At 52.9% G+C, this 22,751-nt stretch carries 23 protein-coding genes; 8 read left to right on the top strand and 15 right to left on the bottom strand.

Annotated features, from left to right (window positions below):
- Positions 1 to 4: 4 nt before the first annotated feature.
- A complete protein-coding gene (locus NMQ00_RS12475) occupies positions 5 to 550 on the top strand; it encodes a GNAT family N-acetyltransferase (protein ID WP_255176929.1) in 546 nt (181 codons plus the stop codon).
- Between the two features lie 9 nt (positions 551 to 559).
- On the opposite strand, the gene NMQ00_RS12470 is transcribed toward NMQ00_RS12475, so the two are convergent.
- The 5 genes from NMQ00_RS12470 to NMQ00_RS12450 form a co-directional block, all read right to left on the bottom strand.
- On the bottom strand, positions 560 to 2,452 hold the full coding sequence (locus NMQ00_RS12470) for an ABC-F family ATP-binding cassette domain-containing protein (protein WP_255176928.1): 1,893 nt from the start codon (positions 2,450 to 2,452) through the stop codon (positions 560 to 562).
- Positions 2,449 to 3,150 carry a lysophospholipid acyltransferase family protein gene (locus NMQ00_RS12465; RefSeq protein ID WP_255176927.1) on the bottom strand — a complete coding sequence of 234 codons (702 nt, stop codon included), beginning with the start codon at positions 3,148 to 3,150 and terminating at the stop codon, positions 2,449 to 2,451. The genes NMQ00_RS12470 and NMQ00_RS12465 overlap by 4 nt, the downstream gene beginning before the upstream one ends.
- A 94-nt stretch (positions 3,151 to 3,244) precedes the next feature.
- Positions 3,245 to 3,505: a hypothetical protein gene (locus NMQ00_RS12460; RefSeq protein WP_029596043.1), complete on the bottom strand. Its 261-nt coding sequence runs from the start codon at positions 3,503 to 3,505 to the stop codon at positions 3,245 to 3,247.
- 83 nt (positions 3,506 to 3,588) lie between these two features.
- Complete coding sequence (locus tag NMQ00_RS12455; RefSeq protein ID WP_255176926.1) at positions 3,589 to 3,831, bottom strand: hypothetical protein; 243 nt, start codon at positions 3,829 to 3,831, stop codon at positions 3,589 to 3,591.
- 128 nt (positions 3,832 to 3,959) lie between these two features.
- Positions 3,960 to 4,109, bottom strand: coding sequence for a hypothetical protein (locus NMQ00_RS12450; RefSeq protein WP_021067792.1), 150 nt, complete (start codon positions 4,107 to 4,109; stop codon positions 3,960 to 3,962).
- A 288-nt stretch (positions 4,110 to 4,397) separates the two neighbouring features.
- On the opposite strand from NMQ00_RS12450, the gene NMQ00_RS12445 reads away from it, so the two are divergent.
- The 5 genes from NMQ00_RS12445 (at position 4,398) to map (ending at position 9,264) form a co-directional block, all read left to right on the top strand.
- The gene (locus tag NMQ00_RS12445; protein WP_114166491.1) at positions 4,398 to 5,249 is read left to right on the top strand and encodes a CvfB family protein; all 852 of its coding nucleotides are present in this window, start codon (positions 4,398 to 4,400) and stop codon (positions 5,247 to 5,249) included.
- 163 nt (positions 5,250 to 5,412) lie between these two features.
- Positions 5,413 to 6,921 carry a degradosome RNA helicase CshA gene (locus NMQ00_RS12440; protein ID WP_255176925.1) on the top strand — a complete coding sequence of 503 codons (1,509 nt, stop codon included), beginning with the start codon at positions 5,413 to 5,415 and terminating at the stop codon, positions 6,919 to 6,921.
- A 101-nt stretch (positions 6,922 to 7,022) separates the two neighbouring features.
- Positions 7,023 to 7,274 carry a hypothetical protein gene (locus NMQ00_RS12435; protein ID WP_034781064.1) on the top strand — a complete coding sequence of 84 codons (252 nt, stop codon included), beginning with the start codon at positions 7,023 to 7,025 and terminating at the stop codon, positions 7,272 to 7,274.
- A gap of 35 nt (positions 7,275 to 7,309) precedes the next feature.
- A complete protein-coding gene (locus tag NMQ00_RS12430) occupies positions 7,310 to 8,503 on the top strand; it encodes an EAL-associated domain-containing protein (RefSeq protein WP_255176924.1) in 1,194 nt (397 codons plus the stop codon).
- A gap of 11 nt (positions 8,504 to 8,514) precedes the next feature.
- Positions 8,515 to 9,264 carry a type I methionyl aminopeptidase gene (gene map / locus NMQ00_RS12425; protein WP_255176923.1) on the top strand — a complete coding sequence of 250 codons (750 nt, stop codon included), beginning with the start codon at positions 8,515 to 8,517 and terminating at the stop codon, positions 9,262 to 9,264.
- Between the two features lie 50 nt (positions 9,265 to 9,314).
- On the opposite strand, the gene menC is transcribed toward map, so the two are convergent.
- From menC to NMQ00_RS12395, 6 genes are read right to left on the bottom strand one after another with little or no spacing between them, the layout of a single operon-like run.
- Positions 9,315 to 10,382: an o-succinylbenzoate synthase gene (gene menC, locus NMQ00_RS12420; RefSeq protein WP_255176922.1), complete on the bottom strand. Its 1,068-nt coding sequence runs from the start codon at positions 10,380 to 10,382 to the stop codon at positions 9,315 to 9,317.
- The gene (menE, locus tag NMQ00_RS12415) at positions 10,366 to 11,736 is read right to left on the bottom strand and encodes an o-succinylbenzoate--CoA ligase (RefSeq protein ID WP_255176921.1); all 1,371 of its coding nucleotides are present in this window, start codon (positions 11,734 to 11,736) and stop codon (positions 10,366 to 10,368) included. Before menE ends, menC begins: the two co-directional genes overlap by 17 nt.
- A 49-nt stretch (positions 11,737 to 11,785) precedes the next feature.
- The gene (gene menB / locus NMQ00_RS12410) at positions 11,786 to 12,610 is read right to left on the bottom strand and encodes a 1,4-dihydroxy-2-naphthoyl-CoA synthase (RefSeq protein WP_021067784.1); all 825 of its coding nucleotides are present in this window, start codon (positions 12,608 to 12,610) and stop codon (positions 11,786 to 11,788) included.
- On the bottom strand, positions 12,611 to 13,384 hold the full coding sequence (locus NMQ00_RS12405) for an alpha/beta fold hydrolase (protein ID WP_255178720.1): 774 nt from the start codon (positions 13,382 to 13,384) through the stop codon (positions 12,611 to 12,613).
- The gene (menD, locus tag NMQ00_RS12400; RefSeq protein ID WP_255176920.1) at positions 13,384 to 15,033 is read right to left on the bottom strand and encodes a 2-succinyl-5-enolpyruvyl-6-hydroxy-3-cyclohexene-1-carboxylic-acid synthase; all 1,650 of its coding nucleotides are present in this window, start codon (positions 15,031 to 15,033) and stop codon (positions 13,384 to 13,386) included. The genes NMQ00_RS12405 and menD overlap by 1 nt, the downstream gene beginning before the upstream one ends.
- Positions 15,030 to 16,415, bottom strand: coding sequence for an isochorismate synthase (locus tag NMQ00_RS12395; RefSeq protein WP_255176919.1), 1,386 nt, complete (start codon positions 16,413 to 16,415; stop codon positions 15,030 to 15,032). Before NMQ00_RS12395 ends, menD begins: the two co-directional genes overlap by 4 nt.
- A 166-nt stretch (positions 16,416 to 16,581) precedes the next feature.
- On the opposite strand from NMQ00_RS12395, the gene NMQ00_RS12390 reads away from it, so the two are divergent.
- Positions 16,582 to 17,481: a 1,4-dihydroxy-2-naphthoate polyprenyltransferase gene (locus tag NMQ00_RS12390; protein ID WP_255176918.1), complete on the top strand. Its 900-nt coding sequence runs from the start codon at positions 16,582 to 16,584 to the stop codon at positions 17,479 to 17,481.
- 20 nt (positions 17,482 to 17,501) lie between these two features.
- Entirely contained in the window at positions 17,502 to 18,053 is a 552-nt protein-coding gene (locus NMQ00_RS12385) for a beta-class carbonic anhydrase (RefSeq protein WP_255176917.1), read from the top strand.
- Positions 18,054 to 18,094: 41 nt separating this feature from the next.
- On the opposite strand, the gene NMQ00_RS12380 is transcribed toward NMQ00_RS12385, so the two are convergent.
- The 4 genes from NMQ00_RS12380 to NMQ00_RS12365 form a co-directional block, all read right to left on the bottom strand.
- Entirely contained in the window at positions 18,095 to 19,042 is a 948-nt protein-coding gene (locus NMQ00_RS12380) for a YihY/virulence factor BrkB family protein (RefSeq protein ID WP_255176916.1), read from the bottom strand.
- 68 nt (positions 19,043 to 19,110) lie between these two features.
- On the bottom strand, positions 19,111 to 19,548 hold the full coding sequence (locus NMQ00_RS12375) for an NUDIX domain-containing protein (RefSeq protein ID WP_255176915.1): 438 nt from the start codon (positions 19,546 to 19,548) through the stop codon (positions 19,111 to 19,113).
- 66 nt (positions 19,549 to 19,614) lie between these two features.
- Positions 19,615 to 20,541, bottom strand: coding sequence for a carbohydrate kinase family protein (locus tag NMQ00_RS12370; protein WP_131437790.1), 927 nt, complete (start codon positions 20,539 to 20,541; stop codon positions 19,615 to 19,617).
- A gap of 109 nt (positions 20,542 to 20,650) precedes the next feature.
- Positions 20,651 to 22,558, bottom strand: coding sequence for a heavy metal translocating P-type ATPase (locus tag NMQ00_RS12365; protein ID WP_255176914.1), 1,908 nt, complete (start codon positions 22,556 to 22,558; stop codon positions 20,651 to 20,653).
- Positions 22,559 to 22,751: the final 193 nt, after the last annotated feature.

Here is a 22,751-nt window from a genome sequence, read left to right as displayed (position 1 = left end):
TCGGATGCTTCCAACGATTGAAACGGAACGGCTCCGGTTACGACAACTCGACGTGACCGATGCCGAGCGGCTGTTTACCATCTTTTCAGACCCCGACGTCTTGCGTTACTACGGGATGGAGCCTCATGACTCAATCTCCGAGACGGAACAGATGCTGATCGGTATGCTCGATGGGATTGAATCCGGCGCGGTGATGCGTTGGGGCATCGTGGCGAAAGAGTCGTCCGATTTGATCGGGACGATTGGATTCCATAACCGGGCACCACGGCATCGACGTGCCGAGGTCGGTTACGAGATCCACCCGAACTATTGGCGTCACGGTTACGCCACGGAAGCGCTCCAGGCCGCGTTAAACTATGTCGAGCAAACAGGCGAGATGGAGCGAGTCGGTGCCATCGTCTTCACGGATAATGTCGCATCGCAACAAATGCTCGAGAAAAACGGGTTCTCGCGGGAAGGAACGCTTCGCCGCTATATGCGACAAGGCGACCGCGCGCACGATGTGCATGTATATGGTTATACGACAAACAAGGATCACGCTGACGCGTGATCCTTGTTTTCATTTCTTCTGTGCTTGAATTTGTTCATCGAGTTCCGATAAATATTCCCAGCGTTCCATTTTCGCATCGAGCGCTTCTTTCAACGCGGCGATGTCGGCGTACAGTTCATTCACTTTGCCGAGGTCGCTTCCGGCTGTAGTGAGCCGAGCCTCCGCTGCCTCGATCTCAGATTCGAGAGACGCGATATCATCCTCAATCGTCTCCCATTCTTTCTGCTCTTTGAAAGTGAATTTGACGACGTCGACTTTGACACGCTCTTTCTTTTCTTTCGATTCTCTCTTCACTTGTTGCTTCGTCTGCTCTTGGAGCGTGGCCAAATAATCACTATATTCGGCGTGATAGACGTTGATCGTCCCGTCTTCGAACGCAATCAGCTGTTGGGCGATTCGGTCTAAGAAATAGCGGTCGTGACTGACAGCGATGACCGTTCCCGGGAACGACTCCAAATAGTCTTCAAGGACAGACAGCGTCTCTGTATCGAGATCGTTCGTCGGCTCATCCAAAAACAGTACGTTCGGCTCGTCCATCAAGATACGGAGCAAGACGAGGCGACGTTTCTCGCCACCGGACAGTTTGGCGATCGGCTTGTATTGCGCGTCCGGGGTGAACAGGAACCGTTCGAGCATCTGACTGGCCGTGATCGTCTCGCCGTCCGGTGTGTAGATGACTTGGGCGATTCGTTCAATCTCATCGATGACGCGGCGTGATGTGTCCTCAAACTCGACTTGTTGCCCGTAATACCCGAGATGGACCGTCTCACCATGGACGACCGTCCCGTTCGTCGGTTCGAGGCGGTGGGCGAGCAAGTTCATGAGTGTCGTCTTCCCGCTCCCGTTCGGTCCGACGATGCCATACCGTTCACGTCGTCCGAACAGCCACGTGAAGTCTTGAATGAGCAAGTTGTCGTCGTAACCAAAGGACAAGTTCTCCACTTCGATGACTTTTTTCCCGAGACGGCGTGAACCGACGGACACTTCGAGCGCCTCATCCTCGGCGAGCGTCTCTTGATGTTTCAAATCCTCGACGCGTTGGATGCGCGCCTTCTGTTTCGTCGTCCGCGCCTTGGCGCCGCGGCGCAACCAGGCGAGTTCGCGGCGCAAGATGTTTTGGCGCTTCTGCTCCATCGAATGCGACCGGGCCTTACGTTCGGCCCGCTTTTCGAGAAAGAGCTCGTAGTTCCCGTCATAGAAATAACTCGTCCCATCGGCGATCTCAAGGATATGGTTCGTGACCCGGTTCAAGAAATAGCGGTCGTGGGTGATGAGTAAGATGGCACCCCGGTAATCGGCCAGGACCGTCTCGAGCCAAGCAATCGTATCGGCGTCAAGTTCGTTCGTCGGCTCATCGAGCAACAATAAATCGGCTTCGTCGAGCAGGGCTGCGGCCAAGGCGACCCGTTTTTGTTGTCCACCGGAGAGCGAGCTGATCTCTGCCGTCACATCCGGAAGGCCGAGCCGATTCAAAATCGATTTTAACTTCGCCTCGGTCTCCCAAGCGTCGGCGGCATCGACCGCTTGTTGGGCTTTCATGAAGCGTTCTAGCCACTGTTCACTCGTCGGGTTCGCCTCGAGCGCTTGGCGGGCCAGCTCGTATTGCTTCAACGCTTGGACGGACGGGGTGTCACTCGTGAACAACGCATCCAAAATCGTTTGACCTGGAGCGAAATCGACCGTTTGGGTCAAATAGCGAATCCGATAGTCGTTCGGATGTTGCATCGCACCGCGGTCTGCCGTCTCGACGCCGGCGATAATTTTTAAGAACGTCGATTTTCCAGAGCCGTTGACCCCGATCACGCCGATACGATTACCTGGATGAATCGTCATCGTGACGTCATCGAATAACACTTTATCTGCAAATTCTTTATGGATACCTTCAATCGTTAATAAGCTCATGATTCTTCTCCTTCAACAACGCGGCGAATCATCGTCTCCGCAAGCGCGGCGATTTCTTTGTTCGGGACGTCGGCCGGATCGATGACCGGTAAAAAGGTGACGTCGACCGTCCCGGGGGTGATCCGGTTTTTCGTCTCGAGCAAATGATGGCTGCCTTTGATGGCGACCGGGACGATCTTGGCGCCGCTCGACGTGGCGAGCGTCAGGCTACCGGCTTTAAACTCCTTGATTGGTCCGCCTTTCGAGCGGGTACCTTCCGGGAAGACGATAATCGATTGGCCGGATTGAATCGTCTCGACACCGGAGCGGATTGCTTTAATCGACTGGCGGCGGTCAGCGCGGTCGATAAAGATACAGCCCATCATCTCCATCCAACGCGGGATGATTGGGAACTTTTGTACTTCGATTTTTGAGATGAACGCTTTCGGATGTTTCGTCGCCGTGAGCATGATGGGGACATCAAAGTTCCCTTGGTGGTTCGCGACGTAGACGACCGGTTCATTTGGAATGTTCTCTTGGCCGTGAACGCGGACGCGGGCGCCGGCGATTCGGAGTAGAAAACTTGCCCATTTATAGGCGACGGTTTGAACGTATGCGTAACGTTCGGGTGGTGTCAGCCGTTTCGCTTTCGGATAAAACGGAAGCGTGAGCGGCAAGACGGCGAAAAAGGCGATAAACCAGATGGCGGTGCGGATCATGTGTATTTCTCCTTTCAATCGTTCAACTATTGGTCTGGACACGAAGAAAGAGTCTTCTTCTCTTGACGAGAATCCGACTCTTCGGCATGAATCCTTATTCCCAGAAGCGAGATTCGCTTTCCTCTTCTTCTTCCTCGAGTTCGAACGTGATTCGTTTATTCACCGGGTCGACAGCGAAGTAAGCTCCGTCTTGATCGATGCTCTTGAACTGCATGACATGATCCGTGCCGATTTCGAGGGTGAGTCGAATCCGGTTGTCATCGTCTACGAGCAAGATGCCGTCTTCTTTCAGCCATAGCTCCATGACAGGTGAATAACGTAATAGCCATTCGTTCGATAAAGGGATTTCATTCATACGTGTTTGTGCCTCCTACGGGTTGAGTCCGTTTTGCTCTCTGTCTACAATAGAATAACAAAAGTGAAGGGTGAAGACGAGCGTTATGTAGAACGTTTACGCGTACTCGAATGCATTCGCGCCACAATGCGTTTGATTTTTTTCTCGTTGCGGCGCTCGATGAGCATGACGTTCGTTTGTGCGACTAACTGTTTAAATGAAGATAAGCCCATAGCGAGCAATACGGCGAACAGGAATGTACCGATCGGGTCTTTGAAAAAGCCGGTTTGGAGCGAGACGGACAAACCGACGACCGAAAGAATCGTGGTGAGAAAATAAAATAGCATGAATGACTCTCCCTTCCCAGATGATTCAATAGTAAAAGCCGAACGTTATGTTCGTTCGACAAATGCATAAAAAATCCCTTTTTCTGTCGGAACAAAACAAAAAAACGCCTTCTGTCAGGAGAGGGCGTTTACTCTTGGACCATCGTGACGGATGATGATACGTTTGTATCGACTCCGTTTGAGAAAATGAAGCTAAGTGAAGCGAGTAGCGCGAAGAAAGCAATCAATAAGCCTTTCATGAAGCGCTTCGCAAATGATCGTGACTGTACATCAAACATTTAATATCCCCCGTTCGGCCATGGCTGAAACCTAAATCGATAAACAACACTTCCTTAATAATAACGTTTTCAAAATGTGGATACTAGATGGAAAATGCACGTTCACAAAATTGTCACAAAATTTGAAATAAGGATGTGAGAAAGCGAACCGATTGGTCAGCTAAGTGTCGAATCCTTGTTCACAGATTAGACACAAATGGATGGAGCAGTGAAATCGAACGTGATATGATTAGGAACGTGTGTAGGTAGGTATACTGACAGTAATAGATGAAAAAGGATGTGGATTGTATGGCATTACGAGCAGGAGAAGTAGTAGACTTGGTCGCGGAACGTTCAGCTGATTTTGGTGTGTTTATCGGAAACGGTCGCGAAGAGGTACTCCTTCATCGAAAAGAACAAACTGAAGAAGTCACGGTCGGACAGACGGTGCGTGTCTTCCTATACCATGACTCGGAAGGGCGCCTTGCTTCGACAATGACGATTCCGAGCGTCACGTTCGATGACTACGAGTGGTATGAAGTGACAGGGGTCCGTTATAACACGGGCGTATTCGTCAATATCGGGATTCAAAAGGATGTGCTCGTCTCATTAGATGATCTTCCTGAGAACCGGTCGTATTGGCCAAAAGAAGGAGACAAACTTTGCATTCGTCTCAAGTACGATCAAAAGAGCCGTCTTCTCGGGGAGCCGGCCCACTATGCGTACTTGAACTTGTTGGCGCGTCCCGCCAAAGAAGAATGGGGCAACCAAGATGTTCATGCGATCGTCGTCAATCGACGCGAAGTCGGTGTGAACGTCTGGGTCGAGAACGAGTCGCTCGGTTTCTTACATGAAGCAGAGATGACACGTTGGCCGCGTCTCGGTGAGCAATTGACGGTACGTGTGACGCAAGTGAAACAAGACGGGACGGTACTCGTCTCGATGAAACCACGGGCCTATGAAGCGATCGACCCGGATGCGGAAAGCATTCGTGCTTACATTGAAGAACGTGGCGGCCAAATGCCTTACGGCGACAAGACGGCGCCGGATGTGATCGATCGTGAGTTCGGGATGAGCAAAGCGGCGTTCAAACGGGCACTCGGGAAACTGCTGAAAGAAAAGCAAGTTGAAAAACTCGACAACGGCTATAAATTGAAATAAGATAACTCATGTCCAGGTGGCTACGAAAAGTTTTAGAATGTATTTCTTTCATTTTAGAAACAAATGCGTTATAGTAGTAAGAGTTGACTACGAGGAAACATTGGAAAAACGTCTGTAGAACTAAACCTCAGACGTTTTTTGTATGAAAAAAGGAGAATATAATTTGACAAAATTCCAAGATTTACAGTTAAGTGAAGTATTAGTAAAAGGTGTACTCAAAATGGGCTTCGAAGAAGCTACACCGATCCAAGCTGAGACAATTCCTGTCGCACTCACAGGAGTGGACGTATTAGGTCAAGCACAAACAGGTACAGGGAAAACAGCAGCTTTCGGTATTCCGACAATTGAGCGAATCGACACAAAGGCACGTCAAGTCCAAGCACTTGTTCTTGCACCGACACGTGAACTTGCGATTCAAGTTGCAGAAGAATTGAACAAAATTGGTGAAGCGAAGCGCGTTTACGCACTTCCAGTATACGGTGGTCAACAAATCGACCGCCAAATCCGTGGTTTGAAAAAGAACCCGCAAATCGTCGTTGCGACACCAGGACGTCTCATGGACCACATGAAACGCAAGACGATCAAACTCGACGAGATCCAAACAGTGATCTTGGACGAGGCGGATGAAATGCTCAACATGGGCTTCGTTGAAGATATCGAGATGATTTTGAAAGGCCTTCCGGCTGAACGTCAAACGCTTCTCTTCTCTGCAACAATGCCACCACAAATCAAGAAGATTGCTGAGCGCTTCATGAAGTCGCCGACAATCATCAAAGTCAAAGCGAAGGAAATGACAGTTGAGAACATCAACCAACAATTCCTCGAATTGCGCGAAGGCCAAAAATTCGATACGCTTTGCCGTTTGATCGACATCGATTCGCCAGAACTCAGCATCATCTTCGCTCGTACGAAGAAACGTGTTGACGAAGTGACAGAAGCACTTATCAAACGTGGTTACACGGCTGATGGTCTTCACGGTGACTTAACGCAATCAAAACGTGACCAAGTCATCCGTCGTTTCAAAAACAGCACGATCGACATCTTGGTCGCAACAGACGTAGCGGCACGTGGTCTTGATATCACAGGCGTTACACACGTTTACAACTTTGACGTCCCACAAGATCCGGAAAGCTACGTGCACCGTATCGGACGTACAGGCCGTGCTGGTAAAACAGGTACAGCTCTTACGTTCATCACGCCACGTGAATTCGGTCAAGTCAAAGCAATCGAACGCGTAACGAACAAGAAGATGAACCGTCGTCACGTTCCGACAATCTCAGAAGTGCTCGAGGGCAACCAAAAGCAATCGGCTGAAGAATTGATCGAACGTGTACAAGCGGGCGACTTCAAGGCTTACACGCAACTTGCGACTGAGCTTCTTGAAGAATACGAAGCAGTCGAGCTTCTTGCAGCGGCACTTCGTGGATTGACGAAAGAGCCAGATTCAACTCCGGTTGAAATCTCGTATGCAGAACCAGTTCGCGTCAAACGTCAAGGTGGACGCAACGACCGTGGTGGATACCGTGGAAATCGCAGTGGCGGCGGCGAACGTCGTGGCGGCGGTGACCGTGGTGGACGCAGCGGTGGCGGCGGTGGATACCGTGGCAAACGCACGGGTGGAGAAGACCGTCGTCGTTCAGACGACCGTGGCCCACGCCGTCCGCGTGACTAATCAATAACCAAAAACCGCATCTCCTTAAGTGGATTTGCGGTTTTTTTTATGGTGTCATGCTACACTAAACGAGTAGAGACAGAAAAATGAGGTGTCAACGGATGATTGAACTAGGTTTTGGTCTCGTCATACTAGTGGCGTGCGTCCTGGCTTTGAAACCGATTATAACTCGGACGGAGCGTCCGAATTTTCGATATATCCCGGTCGCCACGCTCTTGTTCGGCGCCATGATTTGGCTCGTGATGGCCATCGGTGTCGGTGGGAAGATGGGGATTGGCTATGGTGTGATGAGTATCGTGTATTTCATTGCTTGTTTCGGTGCCTATATGTATGTGCATACACGAGCGAGCTGAACCCAGCTCGCTTTCGTGTTTAGAAAATAGACGAGGTGATCAAGTTGGACGCAGTGGATGTGATGGTGAATCCAGAAGAAGTCGAAGTGACATTTGAACCGATTCTTGGGGCCGCGACCTTTCAAGTAGAGGGGTATATGGTACATGGGCAATTCAGGGGCGAGTCGCTCACCCCGTTTTTTTATGACGATGACGTTCCACTCGAGTATCAGCTCGATATCGCCAAACGCATGGAGCGTTTAGCGGCCGAGCAGTTGCGAGATGCGACGCAATTCGTCACGTTCCGGTGTCGTTCAGAATGGATTCTCGAGCAAGGCGGCGAGGCGTTCCTGGCTCCGCTTCGAGAATTGAATTTCCCGCTCCATCGCATTTATGTGACGCTTCAAGGGACGGATCTCGTCGACGTATCGCGCTTGTCCCGTGTCGTCCAGTATTACCGTTCTTCCGGTGTCAAAGTAGCGCTCGACTTCGCGGAGTCAACGAGCATCGAAGATATCATGACTGTGGCACCCGAGATGCTACTCGTCGATTTGGCGACGATGGTCGAGAAGAAGACGTTATCGGTCACTTATCCGCAAATGCTTCAGACGATGGAGTATATCGCTTCCCGTCTCGGGGCACCGCTCCTGTATAAATCAATCGACCATCTCGGACAGCTGCGCTATGCGTGGCGTCACGGTGGACGTTATTATATGGGAAGTCTCCTCGGGCAAAGTGATGCGACACCGTCGCGCGAAGCGAAAGGTATGAGCGTGTTGACGCAAGAGGTACCGTCTTTCTTCCTGCATGACCAAGAACGGATCAAGCGATTGTATGAGCTCGAGTTCGAACTCCATAAACAAATTCATGACCTCGTCCAAAGCGGGAAGTGGTCGCGCGATAAGAAAGATGAGTGGTTGCTCCACATCGCACCGAAACTCGAAGGAACGTTCGTCCGTTATTATTTGACGGATCAAACTGGGTTCCAGACGAGCGCGAACGTCTATCAGGCGCAGTCGAATTGGACGGTCGATAATACGTATCGGGGCTATAACTGGAGTTTCCGGCCTTACTTCATTCGGACGATGGCAGCGATGGACGTGCGCGGACGAGGCTACTTGTCCGAGGATTATCGTGACTTCAGCTCGAACGAAGTGACAAGGACGTTCAGTTATCCGTTACCGGACGGCATGTTTTTATTTGCGGATTTATCAGAAGAGTTCTTATACCAAAATCGACTATTAGATTGAGAGGGAAAACGATGTTAGATTATGATTACGATGCATTGCGTGAGATTGGGCGAATCGTCGCCTTGGCGCGCGACGAGATGGCGAAAGCGGTCAAACCGGGTATGACGACGAAACAATTGGATGAGATTGGACAACGTGTTTTGGAAACAGAAGGAGCCGCCTCGGCCCCGATCACGATGTATGAGTTTCCGGGTTACACGTGCATCTCCATTAATGAAGTGGCAGCCCACGGCATTCCGGGCGACCTCGTCATCGAAGACGGCGACGTGGTAAACGTCGACGTATCGGCCGTGAAAGACGGCTATTATGCCGATACAGGTCGCACGGTCATTGCCGGTACGCCAAAGTCAGCTAAACACGAGCGCCTGGTCGAAGTGTCGTTGACGTCGCTCGAAGCAGGTCTCAGCAAAGTGAAGGCAGGCGTCAAGGTCAACCAAATCGGCAAAGCGATTTACGCAGACGCCCGCAAAAACGGCTTCACGGTCATCCGTAACTTGGCGGGACATGGCCTCGGTCGCACCCTCCACGGTGAGCCGGAGACGATCTCGAACTACTATAGCCGTGAAGAGAACGACATCTTGAAAGAAGGTCAAGTCATCGCCGTCGAGACGTTCATCTCGACACAAGACGAGGTCGTTTATCAATCGGAAGAGGACGGCTGGTCGTTGTTCACCCTGAATAATAGCCTCGTCTCGCAGTTCGAGCACACGGTCATCGTCACAAAAGACGGATATGAAGTATTGACGGGTACGTTCCGTTAATGATGAAAAGGCGGCAGACACGAGGTCTGCCGCCTTTTTTTGCGGAGTTTTCACAAGAGTCGGGTCGTCTGTTCGCTCAGTTGCTCGATGGTCATCCAATCCGGTGCGACCTGGTCGGGAAGCAGCAACTGTCCGTTCTCGACCTCGAGCGGGGTATCGAGCAAATCGGTCTCGAAATAAGCGCTCGTTCCGGCCATATCAGCGGGATAGGCGGATCCGCTCAACGAGGCGAATAAGAGCGTGTGATAACGACCGATTGAAGACTCGTACATACCGCCGACCCAATACGGCGTGCCGCTGTCGCGAATCGCGAGCGCCGCGTTCAACCCGCCGACACGGGCCGGTTTGATATTGACGATGCGGCCGGCTTGGAGTCGGTTCATCGTCGTCACGTCTTGGGTTGAACTGATTGATTCATCGAGGCAAATCGGGGTCTCGAGTCTCGTCTGTAAATCGGCCGATGCGACCCAATGTTCACTCGGATACGGTTGTTCAATCATCAAGAGACGATAGGAATCTAACGCCTCGAACCACTCGAGCGGTTGTTCCGAGCCGCTTCCGTTCAAATCGATCATGAGTGGGGCCTTTGGAAAGACGCTACGAATCTCACTGAGCGCAGGAAGCAGTTCATGCGGGGACGCTTTTAATTTGATGCGTTCAAATCCGGAGGCGAGCGCAGACTCGATAGAGTTCAACGTTTGACTCAAGAGACCGATGCCAATGGTCCGGCCGCACGCTACGGCGTCGCCGGCTTGGACGTATTGTTTTAACGACATGTTCGCGCGAGCGGCCTCAATTTCCCAAAGGGCGCTCTCCCACATCGCTTTCGCCATCGGATGGCCGATGATAGAACTGACATGATTGCCGAACGAGGCAGCGGACAACGTCATCCCTTTCAACAGTTGGACAATCAAAGCGGAAGTATCGATGACGGAGCGGACGGTCTCGGCCGTATACCATGGGGTCTCGAACGCTACCCCTTCCCCATACCCGACTACACCGTCATTCGTCTCTAAACGGAGAATGACCGTCCGCCTCGTCGTCAACACGGCGTGGGCGGTCACGATCGGGTGTTTGAACGTGAGGGGGACGATATATAGATCAGCGCGTTGAATCATGGTCGGCCTCCTTTAAGCGATGGCGCATCAATTTACCGTTGGCGTTACGGGGGAGAGCATCGACTGCGACCCATGCTTTCGGATGCTTGTACGTTGCCAATCGGTCATGCAACAATTGTTTCGCTTCATCGATGTCGAATGCCCCGACCGTGAACGCGACGGGTACCGCTCCCCAGGTCGGGTCGGGCCGTCCGATGACTCCGACGTCTTCGATGCCAGGGCACCGCAACAGTACGCTCTCGATTTCGGCCGGATAAATGTTCTCGCCACCAGAGATGATCAAATCACTGCGGCGGTCATGGACGTACAAATAACCGTCCGTCATTGTTCCGAGGTCGCCGGTCTGCCAATAACCGTCGTCCGTCCAGGCGTCGGCCTCAGGTTGTTTATAATAACCCGGGGTCACCGTCGGACCGTTCACTTCGATTTCCCCCTCCGCATTGATGCGAAGTTGGGTCGGCGCGATCGCTTGGCCGCTTGAACCGATGTAGGCGAGCGCCTCGGACGGCAAGAGCGTCGCCACTTGTGAGCAAGTCTCGGTCATCCCGTACGTCTGAGCGACCGGCAACTGCCGACGCTCGGCTTCTTCGAGCAGCGGGCGGGGCACGGGACCACCGCCGACGAGCAGGAGCCGTAACTGATGGCGCAAGAGACCGGCTTCGAGGAGCCGTTTTAGCATGACGGCGACAAGTGAGATGTGGGTGATTCGTTCCGTCGCAATCAATTCGAGAGTCCGGGCGATATCAAACTTCGGTTCGACATAAAGCGTCGATCCGAAACGGGCGCTCCGATACACTTGCGCGAGCCCGCTCATATGAAACAACGGGGTCACGATGAGCATCTGGTCGCTCGGCCCATATCCGAGGTGTGCCTTGGCCGCCTCGGCGCTCGCGATGTGATTGCCGAACGTCTGTTGGACGGCTTTAGCCCGTCCCGTCGTGCCCGAGGTGAACATGAGCGACATGACTTCATCGTCTGTCCATTCGTGCGGTGTGGTGAGTGACGCCTCATCTCGTGACGTCACTTCGAATTGCGCAATCGGGAGCTCAATCGATTCGTCGACGAGCAATACGTCGACATCGGCCGTTTCGATTTGTCCCATCAGTTCGCTCATCGTCAACCGGGTGTTGAGCGGGACGAGCACTTTCCCGAGTGACTGGACAGCGTGGACGGCGACGACGTAATCGGCGCTGTTCGCGGCGAATAACCCGATATGGCGCGCTTCGGGTGCGATCCGGTTTAAAAAGTGGGCCAAGCGGGCGCTCTCTTCGCTTAACTCGGCCCACGTCAAACTGCCGGACGCAGTGACGAGTGCCATGGCGTCACGTGGGTGTTGTGTCACATAACGATTCATCATCAGGACCTCCAAAAAAAGAGTAGCGAAGTCGCTACTCTTTGTCGATTTACGGGAAACGTGGGAACTGACCGAAGTCTGGATCGCGTTTTTCTTTGAAAGCGTCGCGTCCTTCTTTCGCTTCGTCTGTCGTGTAGTAGAGAAGCGTCGCGTCGCCGGCAAGCTGTTGAAGTCCTGCGAGGCCGTCCGTGTCGGCGTTCATCGCTGCTTTCAAGAAGCGAAGTGCCGTCGGAGAGTGTTGCAAAATCTCTTGGCACCATTGAATCGTTTCAGCTTCAAGTTGCTCGAGTGGGACGACCGTGTTGACGAGTCCCATGTCAAGTGCTTGCTGCGCGTCGTATTGACGGCAAAGGTACCAGATCTCACGCGCTTTCTTGTGGCCGATGATACGAGCCAAGTAACCAGAACCATAACCGGCATCGAACGATCCCACTTTTGGTCCAGTTTGACCGAAACGGGCGTTGTCAGCTGCAATCGTCAAGTCACAGACGACGTGCAAGACGTGTCCGCCACCGATCGCGTAACCGGCTACCATGGCGATGACCGGTTTCGGGATGACGCGAATCAAGCGTTGAAGGTCGAGGACGTTCAAGCGTGGAATCTCGTCGTCACCGACGTAGCCGCCGTGGCCGCGTACTTTTTGGTCGCCGCCTGAGCAGAAGGCTTGATCACCTTCACCAGTCAAGATGATGGCGCCGACTTCTTTATCGTCACGGGCGCGGGCGAACGCGTCGATGAGCTCGTTGACCGTGAGTGGACGGAACGCGTTCCGTACTTCCGGGCGGTTGATGGTGATTTTGGCGATGCCATTCCACTTCTCGTACTTAATATCTTCGTACGTGCGGACCGATGTCCAGTTTGCTACTGATTCCATTTAAATTCCCCCTAAAATCAATTTCTCTATCATTGTACCAAATTGTTGGGCATTCTCGATATGTGGAGCATGAGATGCGTCCGAAATTTCATGAATTTCAATATCGGGACGGATCAACTGCATATTCCGCGCGATTTGTTGAAACTTCACATCGTGCTCCCCGACGATCAAATCGGTGCGGGGCAAACGGTCAAGGCACGACCAAAGCGAAGGCATACTGCCTGTCCCGATGGAGCGAAGGCTGTCCGCGAGTGCGGTCGGATGTTGGGCCAACCGCTCAGGACGAAGGGCGGCACGCATCTCGTCGGTCTGATGCCAGAGCGGGAGCCGTTCCCAACGATTGACGAACGCCTCAAGCCCTTCTTGCTCGATGAATTCGGCGAGCTTTTCGTCTTGAAGCCGGCGTTGTCGACGTTCGGCCGCGTCGAGCCCAGGTGTCGTGCTAATCCCGATGAAATGAGCGACCCGATGATCACAAGCGGCGAGTGTCATGCCGATGCGACCGCCGAGCGAGTACCCGACGACCGTCCACGGACCGTCGGCCGTGTCGAGGAGCGCCGACAAGTCTTTAATCTGTTGACTCATCTTGGCACGCTCAACCGGCTGATGGCCTGTGTTGCCATGTTGTAACAGTGTCGGGGCGACGAGGCGGACGGGCAGCTCTGGAAAGTAAGAGAGCCAGCCCGCACTCCCGGTGAACCCGTGCAGTACCAACACCGGCCGGCCGCTGCCATGTTCGAACACTTCATAGTTGATGCCACGTAGCGAACGCATCACGACTCGTTCTCCGTCGTCAAGCGGTCCGTGAGTGAAGCGGTCCAACGACGGTGTTCGGCCACGTTTGCGACGCGGTCAGACGGAAATTCGATCAGTTGGACGCCTGCTTCAATGGCTTCCGTGACATCTTCAGGATGCTCGAGCAAGCGGTAGCTGAGTCCATACGTCTCGGCGAACCCACGCAAGTTCAAGTGGAGCGGTGTCCCGAACAAATCTTCGAACATTTGCGGTGCGATTGAAGCTTGTGGCAAGAAAGAGAAGATGCCGCCACCGTCGTTATTGACGACGACGATAGAGAATGAGCCTGGGTGTGATTTGACGAGTTGCAAGGCGTTGCTGTCGTGATAGAACGCCAAGTCGCCAATCAAGAGGGCGGCTTTGTCCGTATCGTAACAAGCGCCGAGCGCGCTCGAGATGATGCCGTCAATCCCGTTCGCCCCGCGGTTGGCAAGGACGTCAATCGATTGACCGGCTGAGAGCGTTGTATCGATATCACGAATCGGCATGCTGTTGCTGACGAAGATGCGGTCGAGACGTGACGCCAGCAAGTGACGCGTCAATGCGCTTTCTCCGCTCAAAGCAGGTTTTGCGGCCTCGGCGACGCGTTCGAACAATACAAAACGGTCGAGTAAGTCGGCATCATATGTTTTGTCGATAGTGGCCACGTAATCAATCGCATCTCCATACACGACTGTGGCGCTGTTCGACGGGTCGCGGAACGATCCCGGTTGTTCGACCAAGACGTATGGGACGTCATGAAGCCACTGATTTAGCCGTTTTGAGACGGGGGCGGCCCCGAACCGGACGACCGAGTCAGGCGTCCATTCCGTGCGATGCTCGCTCGCGAGCCAAGCGTCATAGTTCGTCAGCACGTGGTCAAACCGGCGCATCCCGCTTAACGGGTCGGCAAAAATCGGGATGTGATGCGTCCGTGCCGTCTTATAAATCGGTTCGAGCCATGATGCCGGGGTCCCGGGACCGACGAGGAAGGCGAGACGCTCGACATCGATTTCTTGTTTGAATCGATTCACGTCACCTGCTGTCGGCTTGAGATAGGTCGGTTCAGACAATTCGGTGCTCCCGTCAAGCAGTGACGTCAAGCGTTCGATATCCGGCAACAACGGTTCGCGGAACGGGATGTTCACATGGACCGGACCGAACGGCGGATGCATGCTCGTCCGGACGAGCCGGGCGACTGTCTGTTCCATGTAGCGCTGGCTCGCTGCTTCAGGAACGGGAAGGTCGACGCTCGCTTTGACGTGTTCGCCGTACAGTCGGACTTGGTCAATCGCTTGAGGTGCCCCGACGTTCCGGAGTTCGTGCGGCCGATCGGTCGTCAGCACAACGAGCGGCAGTTGCGAGATGTTCGCCTCGGCAACCGCCGAAAAGTAGTTGGTGGCGGCAGTACCGCTCGTGCAGATCAGCGCGACCGGACGTAACGATGACTGCGAACGAGTCAAGCCGAGTGCGAAAAAGGCAGCCGACCGTTCGTCGACGATGATATGATGCCGGACGCCCGGATGAAGATAAGCGGCCATGGCTAGCGGTGTCGATCGCGAACCGGGACTGATGACGATATCCTCGATGCCTTGCTCGACAAGCCGATTCACCATACAGGCGACCCAATCCGTTAACGTTTCATTCATGCTTCATTGCCTCCTGCGCGTACTTTGTCCAATCCAAGTGCTTGCTTGATTGGACTGAGCTTGATTTCCGTTTCGGCGAGCTCCGCTTCGAGTTCAGACTCTTGGACGATTCCACAGCCTGCGTATAGCGCCACGAATTGATGGTGGACGAGCGCCGACCGGATGGAGACGACGAACTCGCCTTCCCCTTCCGTATTCAACCAGCCGAACGGCGAACCGTACCAACCGCGGTCGAACCGCTCAATCTCACGCAACAAACGGACGGACGTCCGTTTCGGCGATCCGCCAAGCGCTGGTGTCGGGTGGAGCGACTCGATGATCGATAGTAAGGACGCATTCGTGTCGAGCGTCGCTTGAATCGGTGTGTGCAGATGGAACACTGACCGGTTCTCCAAAATGCGCGGCGACTCTGGTGCTTTGATGGTGGCGGCGTATGGCGTAAGGGCGTTCTTGATGTCCTTCACGACGATTTGGTGCTCCTCTAGATTTTTCGCATCGTGGAGCAACGTCTGTTTGGCTACATCCGATTCAATTTCGGTGTCCGGTCGCTTGATCGTCCCGGCGATGGCGGCCGTTTCGATGTACGGTCCTTGTTTTTTGACGAGCCGTTCGGGGGTCGCTCCGAAAAATCCAATCTCTCGTTTCGGTTGATACAAGAAGACGTAACTGCCCGTCTGATGTTCTGACAAGTGGCGTAGCGTCGTCGCGAACGGGAACGGCTCTTCTGATGTCTGATAAATCTCTTCCCGGGCGATGACGATTTTCTCGACGCGTTCTTCGGTGATGTTTAGTTTAGCTTGTTGGAAACTCGATTTGAAATGGTCGACACCATCTTTGACCTGTGAGTAGGTCGGTGTCTGTTCGTCAGGCGCGTGCAACGCGTTGAACTGGGCGAGTTGATCGGCCAATTGAATCAAATATTGTTCGACCGAACGTTTCGCGGAGACGAGCGTTGAAACGGTCAACGTGTGCTTGTCACCCGAACGGCGGTATAGAAATTTTGGCACCACCAATGACGCTTCGCCGAACGCTTCCCACATATTTTTTTGGGGACGGACGAACGTGTCGAACGAGAAACCGGAGAACGCGTAAATGACCGCATCGACGTCGCGTCGGTGCAAGCTCCAATCGTACTGCAACCGTTGGAACCGTTCGGGACCAGAAGCCGTCAACACGAGCGCATCGGCACATCCGAGCATCTCGAGAGAGCGGTCGGGCGTCGAAAAATAATAATGGGACGTTTCCGTGTTTCGAATGATATGGAACGCGTCGAACGAAGGGATTTCCCACGTGTACGAGGCAATCACCGGTCGTTGCCAAGCACGTGCCCGTTTATGGGCTTGCTCGATTCGTTGTTTAATGTGTGTTTGAGTATCTGGCATGAAAGAAAAGCCTCCTCAATCCAATGGAATTCTCATTCTTTAGTGTATCATGACTTCAGGATAGAACTGGCCGTCAAATGCTCGAGAAAGTGAAGGGAGCCGTCCGAGCGGCGGGCATTGACAGTTTTTTTCAAAGAGACGTAAACTAACGAAGGGAGGGAAGTGCATGAAGAAGAGAGAGAAAGGTGCGTATTGGCGCATGATTCGCCCGCATACGTTGACGGCGAGCTTTATACCGGTGCTGTTAGGGACGTTCATCGTCCTCGGGCAAGTCGAGTTGAAGTGGGGATTGTTCTTAGCGATGCTCATCGCCTCGGTCTTGATTCAAATCGCGACGAATTTATTCAATGAATATTATGATTACAAGCGTGGACTCGACCACGAAGGTTCCATTGGAATCGGTGGCTCGATCGTACGTGATGGGTTCACACCCGGACAAGTGCTCGGGATCGCGCTCGGGATGTATGGGGTGGCGGCTGTGCTCGGGCTCTATATTGCGGCTTCAACGAGTTGGCATTTGATTTGGATCGGTGTGCTGTCGATGGTCGTCGGATTCCTGTACACGGGAGGTCCGCTTCCAATCGCCTATACGCCGTTCGGGGAAATCGTCGCCGGTCTATTTATGGGTTATGTCATCATCGGTATCTCGGGGTTCATCCAAATCGGGACGGTGACGACAGAATTGCTGCTCGTGTCATTCCCGATGGCGCTGTTGATTGGGGCCATCTTGCTCGCGAACAACATTCGCGATTTGGATAACGATAAAGTGAACGGACGCAAAACGATTGCTTGTCTTGTCGGACATCGGCGTGCCGTTCTCGTCTTGGCCGGATTCTTTATCGCGGCGCTTATTGGTATCGTCGTCGCCGTGTTTGGATTTGGTGTGACGCCGTGGGTGCTGTTGTCGCTATTCACGGTTCCAATCATGGTCCGGGCAGTGAAACGTTTCTGGGTCAAACGTGAACCGGCTGAATTGATGCCGGCAATGGCGATGACCGCCAAAGTGAACACGTTGTTCGGCGCTTGGATGGTCATCGGGTTGATGGTCGCGCGGTTGGTCGCGTGAATAAAAAGGAGGGGAACTACATGTCAGTCGTTCAAGAAATGCTAGCGTTCAATGAAAAATTCGTAACAGAGAAACAATATGAGCAATTCGTATCAGACAAGTTTCCCGATAAGAAAATCGTGATTTTAACGTGTATGGACACACGTCTGACGGCGTTGTTGCCTCAAGCCCTCGGACTAAAAAACGGGGATGCCAAGATCATCAAAAATGCGGGAGCCGTATTGTCACATCCGTTCGGATCGGTCATGCGTTCAATCCTCGTCGCGCTGTATGCGCTTGGGGCCGAAGAGGTCATCGTCATCGGGCACTATGATTGCGGCATGGCGGCAATCGACCCGAACGCGGTCATTGCGGAAATGGAACGTCGAGGTATCGAACCGCAGACACTCCAGACACTCAAGTCGTCAGGAATGGACTTGGAGAAGTGGTTGCATGGGTTTGACTCGGTCGAAGCGAACGTCGTCAATTCGGTCAGACTCGTCAAAAATCATCCGCTCTTGCCGCCGGGCACGAACGTCCATGGGTTCGTCATCGATCCTGCGACGGGACGTCTCGATGTCGTCGAAGCATAACGCAAAAGGCGGTCTCTACTGGAGAGGCCGCCTTTCTTTCGTCACCCGTATGTGTTGACGGGAATATCTTTATAGTCGTCTTCGTCCGAATCTTTTGATTTGGACTTTTTGTTTTTCTTGTAGTTTTTCTCGTATTCACGCTGGCTCGGCGTTTTGAAGAAACGTTGCCATGTGGCGTTGATCTCTGAACCGATCAAAATGATCATGCCGGTCAGCTGGAGCCAAAGCAACGTGACGATGATTCCTCCGAGTGAGCCGTAAGTCGAATCGTAGTTTCCGAAGTTCGAGACGTATAGGCTGAAACCGAGGGAGACGAGTTGCCAGGCGATGACACCAAAAATGGCGCCTGGAATCGTGCTCTTCCAGAATACGTGTTGTTGCGGCGCGATTTTATAGAAAATCGACAGTGTCAAAATCAAGATGAAGGTCGTCAACACGTAACGGAATACGTTAATCAAGATGACGTCTGCCCCGGAAATCGGGATGTAGCGGGCCACAAAATCAATGATTTGTGAACCGAACACGTTCGAGACGATGAGCAACAGCATGCCGACGCCGAGCAAGAACGTCAACCCGAGCGCGATGCCTTTGCTGACGAAGAAGTTTCTTTCGTTGTCTTCCCCGTATGCGTGAATCGCCATGTTAATCAAGCGTTCGACCCCTTTAGCGGCCGACCAAATCGCCAAAATCGCACCGATTGAGAGCAGTCCGCCACGCGGTTCGCCAATCGCGTCAAAGATCCCAGTCAAAAATTCAGTCGCGGCCGCTCCAGGCGCCAAGTTGTTCAACTGCTCTTGGAACGATGCCTGAGAGATGTCGAAGAACGACAGCAACGCGAGGATGAAGATGATGCCCGGGAAAATCGATAAGAACCAAAAAAAAGCGAGCGTCGCGCCGTAATCTTGAACGTCATGTTCTTTGAAGCGACGAAGCAGCTCTTTCCCGAAGGCGAACCAATTCTTTTTTTCTTTCACTTCTGTAGTATCCATATATGAGCCTCCTGAACGTTATCGTTAGAAACTTTCTTTCCCGAAATGTCAGGAGGCTACACATGAAATCAGTCTTCGGCCAGCGTTTTATTGAAAAAGCGCTCGGCCTCGTTCGAAAGCAAATCGGCGAGTGACGGTGGTCGTACCGGCAAATGGCTGAGCGCGCTACGTTTCACCCACATCGGCGTATACGAGCCGTTCGTTTGTTCTGCTTGAAATTCTTCACCTGTCCCGGTCCCAAATTCACCACCGGTCATGCGGGCCCAGTAGTACGGATTCAATTCACCGTTAAAGGCGACGTGTGCGGCCACACCTTCGAGTTCGACGTGGACGCCGAGCTCTTCGAACGCTTCGCGGACGGCCGTCTCTTCGGCCGTATGACCGAATTCGACTCCGCCACCTGGGAACACATAATACAAAAGGTTATCTTTTTCTCGGCGAATGAGTGCGACTTCGTCATGTTCATTCACGAGGATGATGGCACTGCGTAATTTCGTTCTGACCAATGGAATCGTTCCTTTCGATTTCGTATCGTGAACAAAACGCATCGACTCGCGGCCGATGCGTTTTGGTTAATCTGTTGCTGGTTGTTCGAGTGAGGCATACATATCAGGCGTCAGGCCGTTGTCATGCGAGGCAATGACTTTCCCAGCGACGCGCATTCCGAGTCGAAGCGCATCCTCAATCGGATGGCGTTTCATCAATTCGGAAATGACAGCGGAGAAGAACGAGTCACCGGCACCGGTCGAGTCAGCGACTTTCACTTTCGTCGTCGGGACGTGGCCTTGTTCGTTCGTACGCAAGTCAACATAGACTGCACCGAGTTCGCTCATCGTGACAATCGTGAGCGGGGCACCTTTCATGGCGAGCACTTCGGCGACGCGTAACGCATCGTCCACCGTGACAATCGACATGTCAGACAGAATCTCTGCTTCTTCGCGGCTACAGATGAAGCCGGTGAAGCCTTGAAGCAAATGGCGGTTTCGTTCGATGACTGACAGATGGCCGCACACGCCGTAAAGCGGGAGCTTCATCTCGCGGCACAGTTCGATCGTCTCGTTCAGCACATTGACCGACAAGTCGAGGTCGATGGCGACCGCCTGACTTTCAGCGAACACCGTATCGATGCGACGGAGGATACATTCTTCCATCATCGCCTCGTCAGGTTGCTTCGAAATCGACGTTTGAAGGTCGCCGTTGTTATCCATGACGGCCAACCACATGCCCATGCCGTTGTCATCGAGCAAATCGACGTGATCGACGTTCACATTCAAACCGCGGAGTTCTTCGAGGACACCCATCCCGATTTGATCGTTTGTGACGGTCGACACGAAACGGACGTCATTCCCGAGAACGCCCAAGTTTTGGGCGACGTTTCGGCCGGTTCCGCCGTTTGAAAAGGCGATATCGCCGACGTTTTTCGCATCTTTATGAAGCGGGGCGAACGAGGTTCCTTTAATATCGACAAACACTTTGCCGATTACTGCAATCGTATTCATATACTGTACCACCTTTAGCCAATCTTCCTATCAGTTCCGGTCTAATTAGACACATTTTTTCAATTATAGCGAAATCGCGAACGGCTTTCAATGACGGTGTCGACTTTTGTCAGTCCCACGACGTACTGAGCAAGCGAAGGCCGTTCAAGATGACGAGAATGGTCGATCCTTCGTGGCCGACGACCGCAAACGGCATGACGAGCAGTTCGAAGATGTTCGTCGCAATCAAGACGAGGATGACCCCTAAGGCGAACACGACGTTTTGGAGGACGACGCGATTCAACTTACGCGACTGTTTGATGGCCGAACTTAAGCGGTTCAAGTCATTCTTCATTAAGACGACATCGGCCGTCTCGAGAGCGGCGTCCGTTCCTTCTCCCATCGCGATCCCGACATCGGCCGTCGCGAGGGCTGGGGCATCATTGATGCCGTCCCCAATCATGCCGATGCTGCCATATTCTTGTTTCAATTGTTTGATCTGTTCGACTTTCTCTTCCGGGAGACACTCGGCGATATAACGGGTCAAGCCGGCTTCGGTAGCAATGGCGCGCGCTGTCGCCTCGTTATCACCCGTGATCATGATCGTAGCGATGCCGAGGTGGTTGAGTCGCTCGATCGCTTGCTTGGCTTCAGGACGTAGTGTGTCGCGGAGCGCGAACGCCCCGATCGTCTTCTCCTCATCACTGACGAATACGAGTGTATGGCCGGCTGCTTTTAAACGTTCGACCTCGTCGCGGAAGAAATCTCCGCTCGGGTCGGCGAATTTCTGTTTACCGACCCGATAGGCGACGCCGTCGATGGTCGCTTCAATCCCAGACCCGGTCACGTCTTTAAAGTGTTCCATCGTGCCTGAATGATTGCCCGTATACTGAACGAGCGCTTCGGCGAGCGGATGCATCGAATGTTCTTCAATCAAGCTGACGATGCGATACACATGTTCCTTCGTCATCTCGGGATGAATCAACGCCGCTTGGACTTCTGGTTTACCGATTGTGAGCGTACCGGTCTTATCGAACGCGACCGCTTTCAAACGTCCCATGTTCTCGATATGGACGCCACCTTTAAATAAAATCCCGTGTTTAGCGGACGAGGCGATGGCGGCAAGGGCGGCCGGTGTGATCGCGGCAACGAGCGCACACGGCGATGCGACGACGAGTAAGATCATACCGCGGTAAATGCTCGTCTCGAGCGACCACGGCGTCAATACCGGGCCGAGCAAGATGATTGCCGTGACCGAGGCGAGCACGACTTGGACGTAGCGGCCCTCGTACCGGTCGATGAACTGGGCGGACGGTGATTTTTCTTCTTGCGCTTGCTGCACCATTTGAATGATCTTCTGGAACAACGTCTCCGTGGCGAGTTTCGTCACTTCGAGCGTCAATACGCCGTTCAAGTTCACGCTAGATCCGTATACATCATCGCCGACGTTTCGGTCGACCGGAATCGATTCTCCGGTGATGGCGGCTTCCTCGATTGAGGCGCTGCCTTTCAAAATCCGACCGTCGACCGGGATGCGCTCGCCGGGTCTGACGTAGATGTGGTCACCGACGCGCAGTTCGTCGATATGGACGATCTCGAGGGCGCCCGAGTTGTTCAATCGGGTCGCTTGCTCAGGTTGGAGTTCCATGAGCGATTCAAGGGCACGCTCGTTTTTATTCATCGTATACGTCTCGAGCGCGCCCGATAACGCGAAGATGAAGATGAGGATGGCGCCTTCCATCCAGTATCCGATGGAAGCGGCGCCGATGGCGGCGATAATCATGAGTAGCTCGACGTTCAGGGAACGCGTCTCCCATGTATCGGTCAAACCTTCCTTGGCTTTGGCATATCCGCCGATTAAAAAGGCGGTCAAATAAAGGGTGACGTAGAGCGCAGGAGCTCCACCTTGTCTTTCCGCGATATATGCGAGTACAATCAATACACCGCTGATGAGCGCCATGATGAGCTCGATATGTTCGATCCAGCTGGCCCGTTTGAAGACGTGGCTTTTTTCGTGTGTGACGGTTGATGTATTCATGCGAGCACCTCTTTCTAATTGAGAATATATATCATTTAAATGATAATGATTGAGGATGATTATCATTATCTATTGTTGGTAAGGATGGGTTTAATCCCGTTTTAGAGGACCTCCCTTATTTATAATAATTATTATGTAAGTTTATTTTAGCACCAAACGTAACAACTCACAAACTAAAAGATTAAGGAGTTTT

It is taken from the genome of Exiguobacterium aurantiacum (assembly GCF_024362205.1).
Taxonomy (GTDB): Bacteria; Bacillota; Bacilli; order Exiguobacteriales; family Exiguobacteriaceae; genus Exiguobacterium; species Exiguobacterium aurantiacum_B.
Note: the sequence above shows the minus strand (reverse complement) of the source record. Positions and strands in the feature narration are given on the sequence as shown.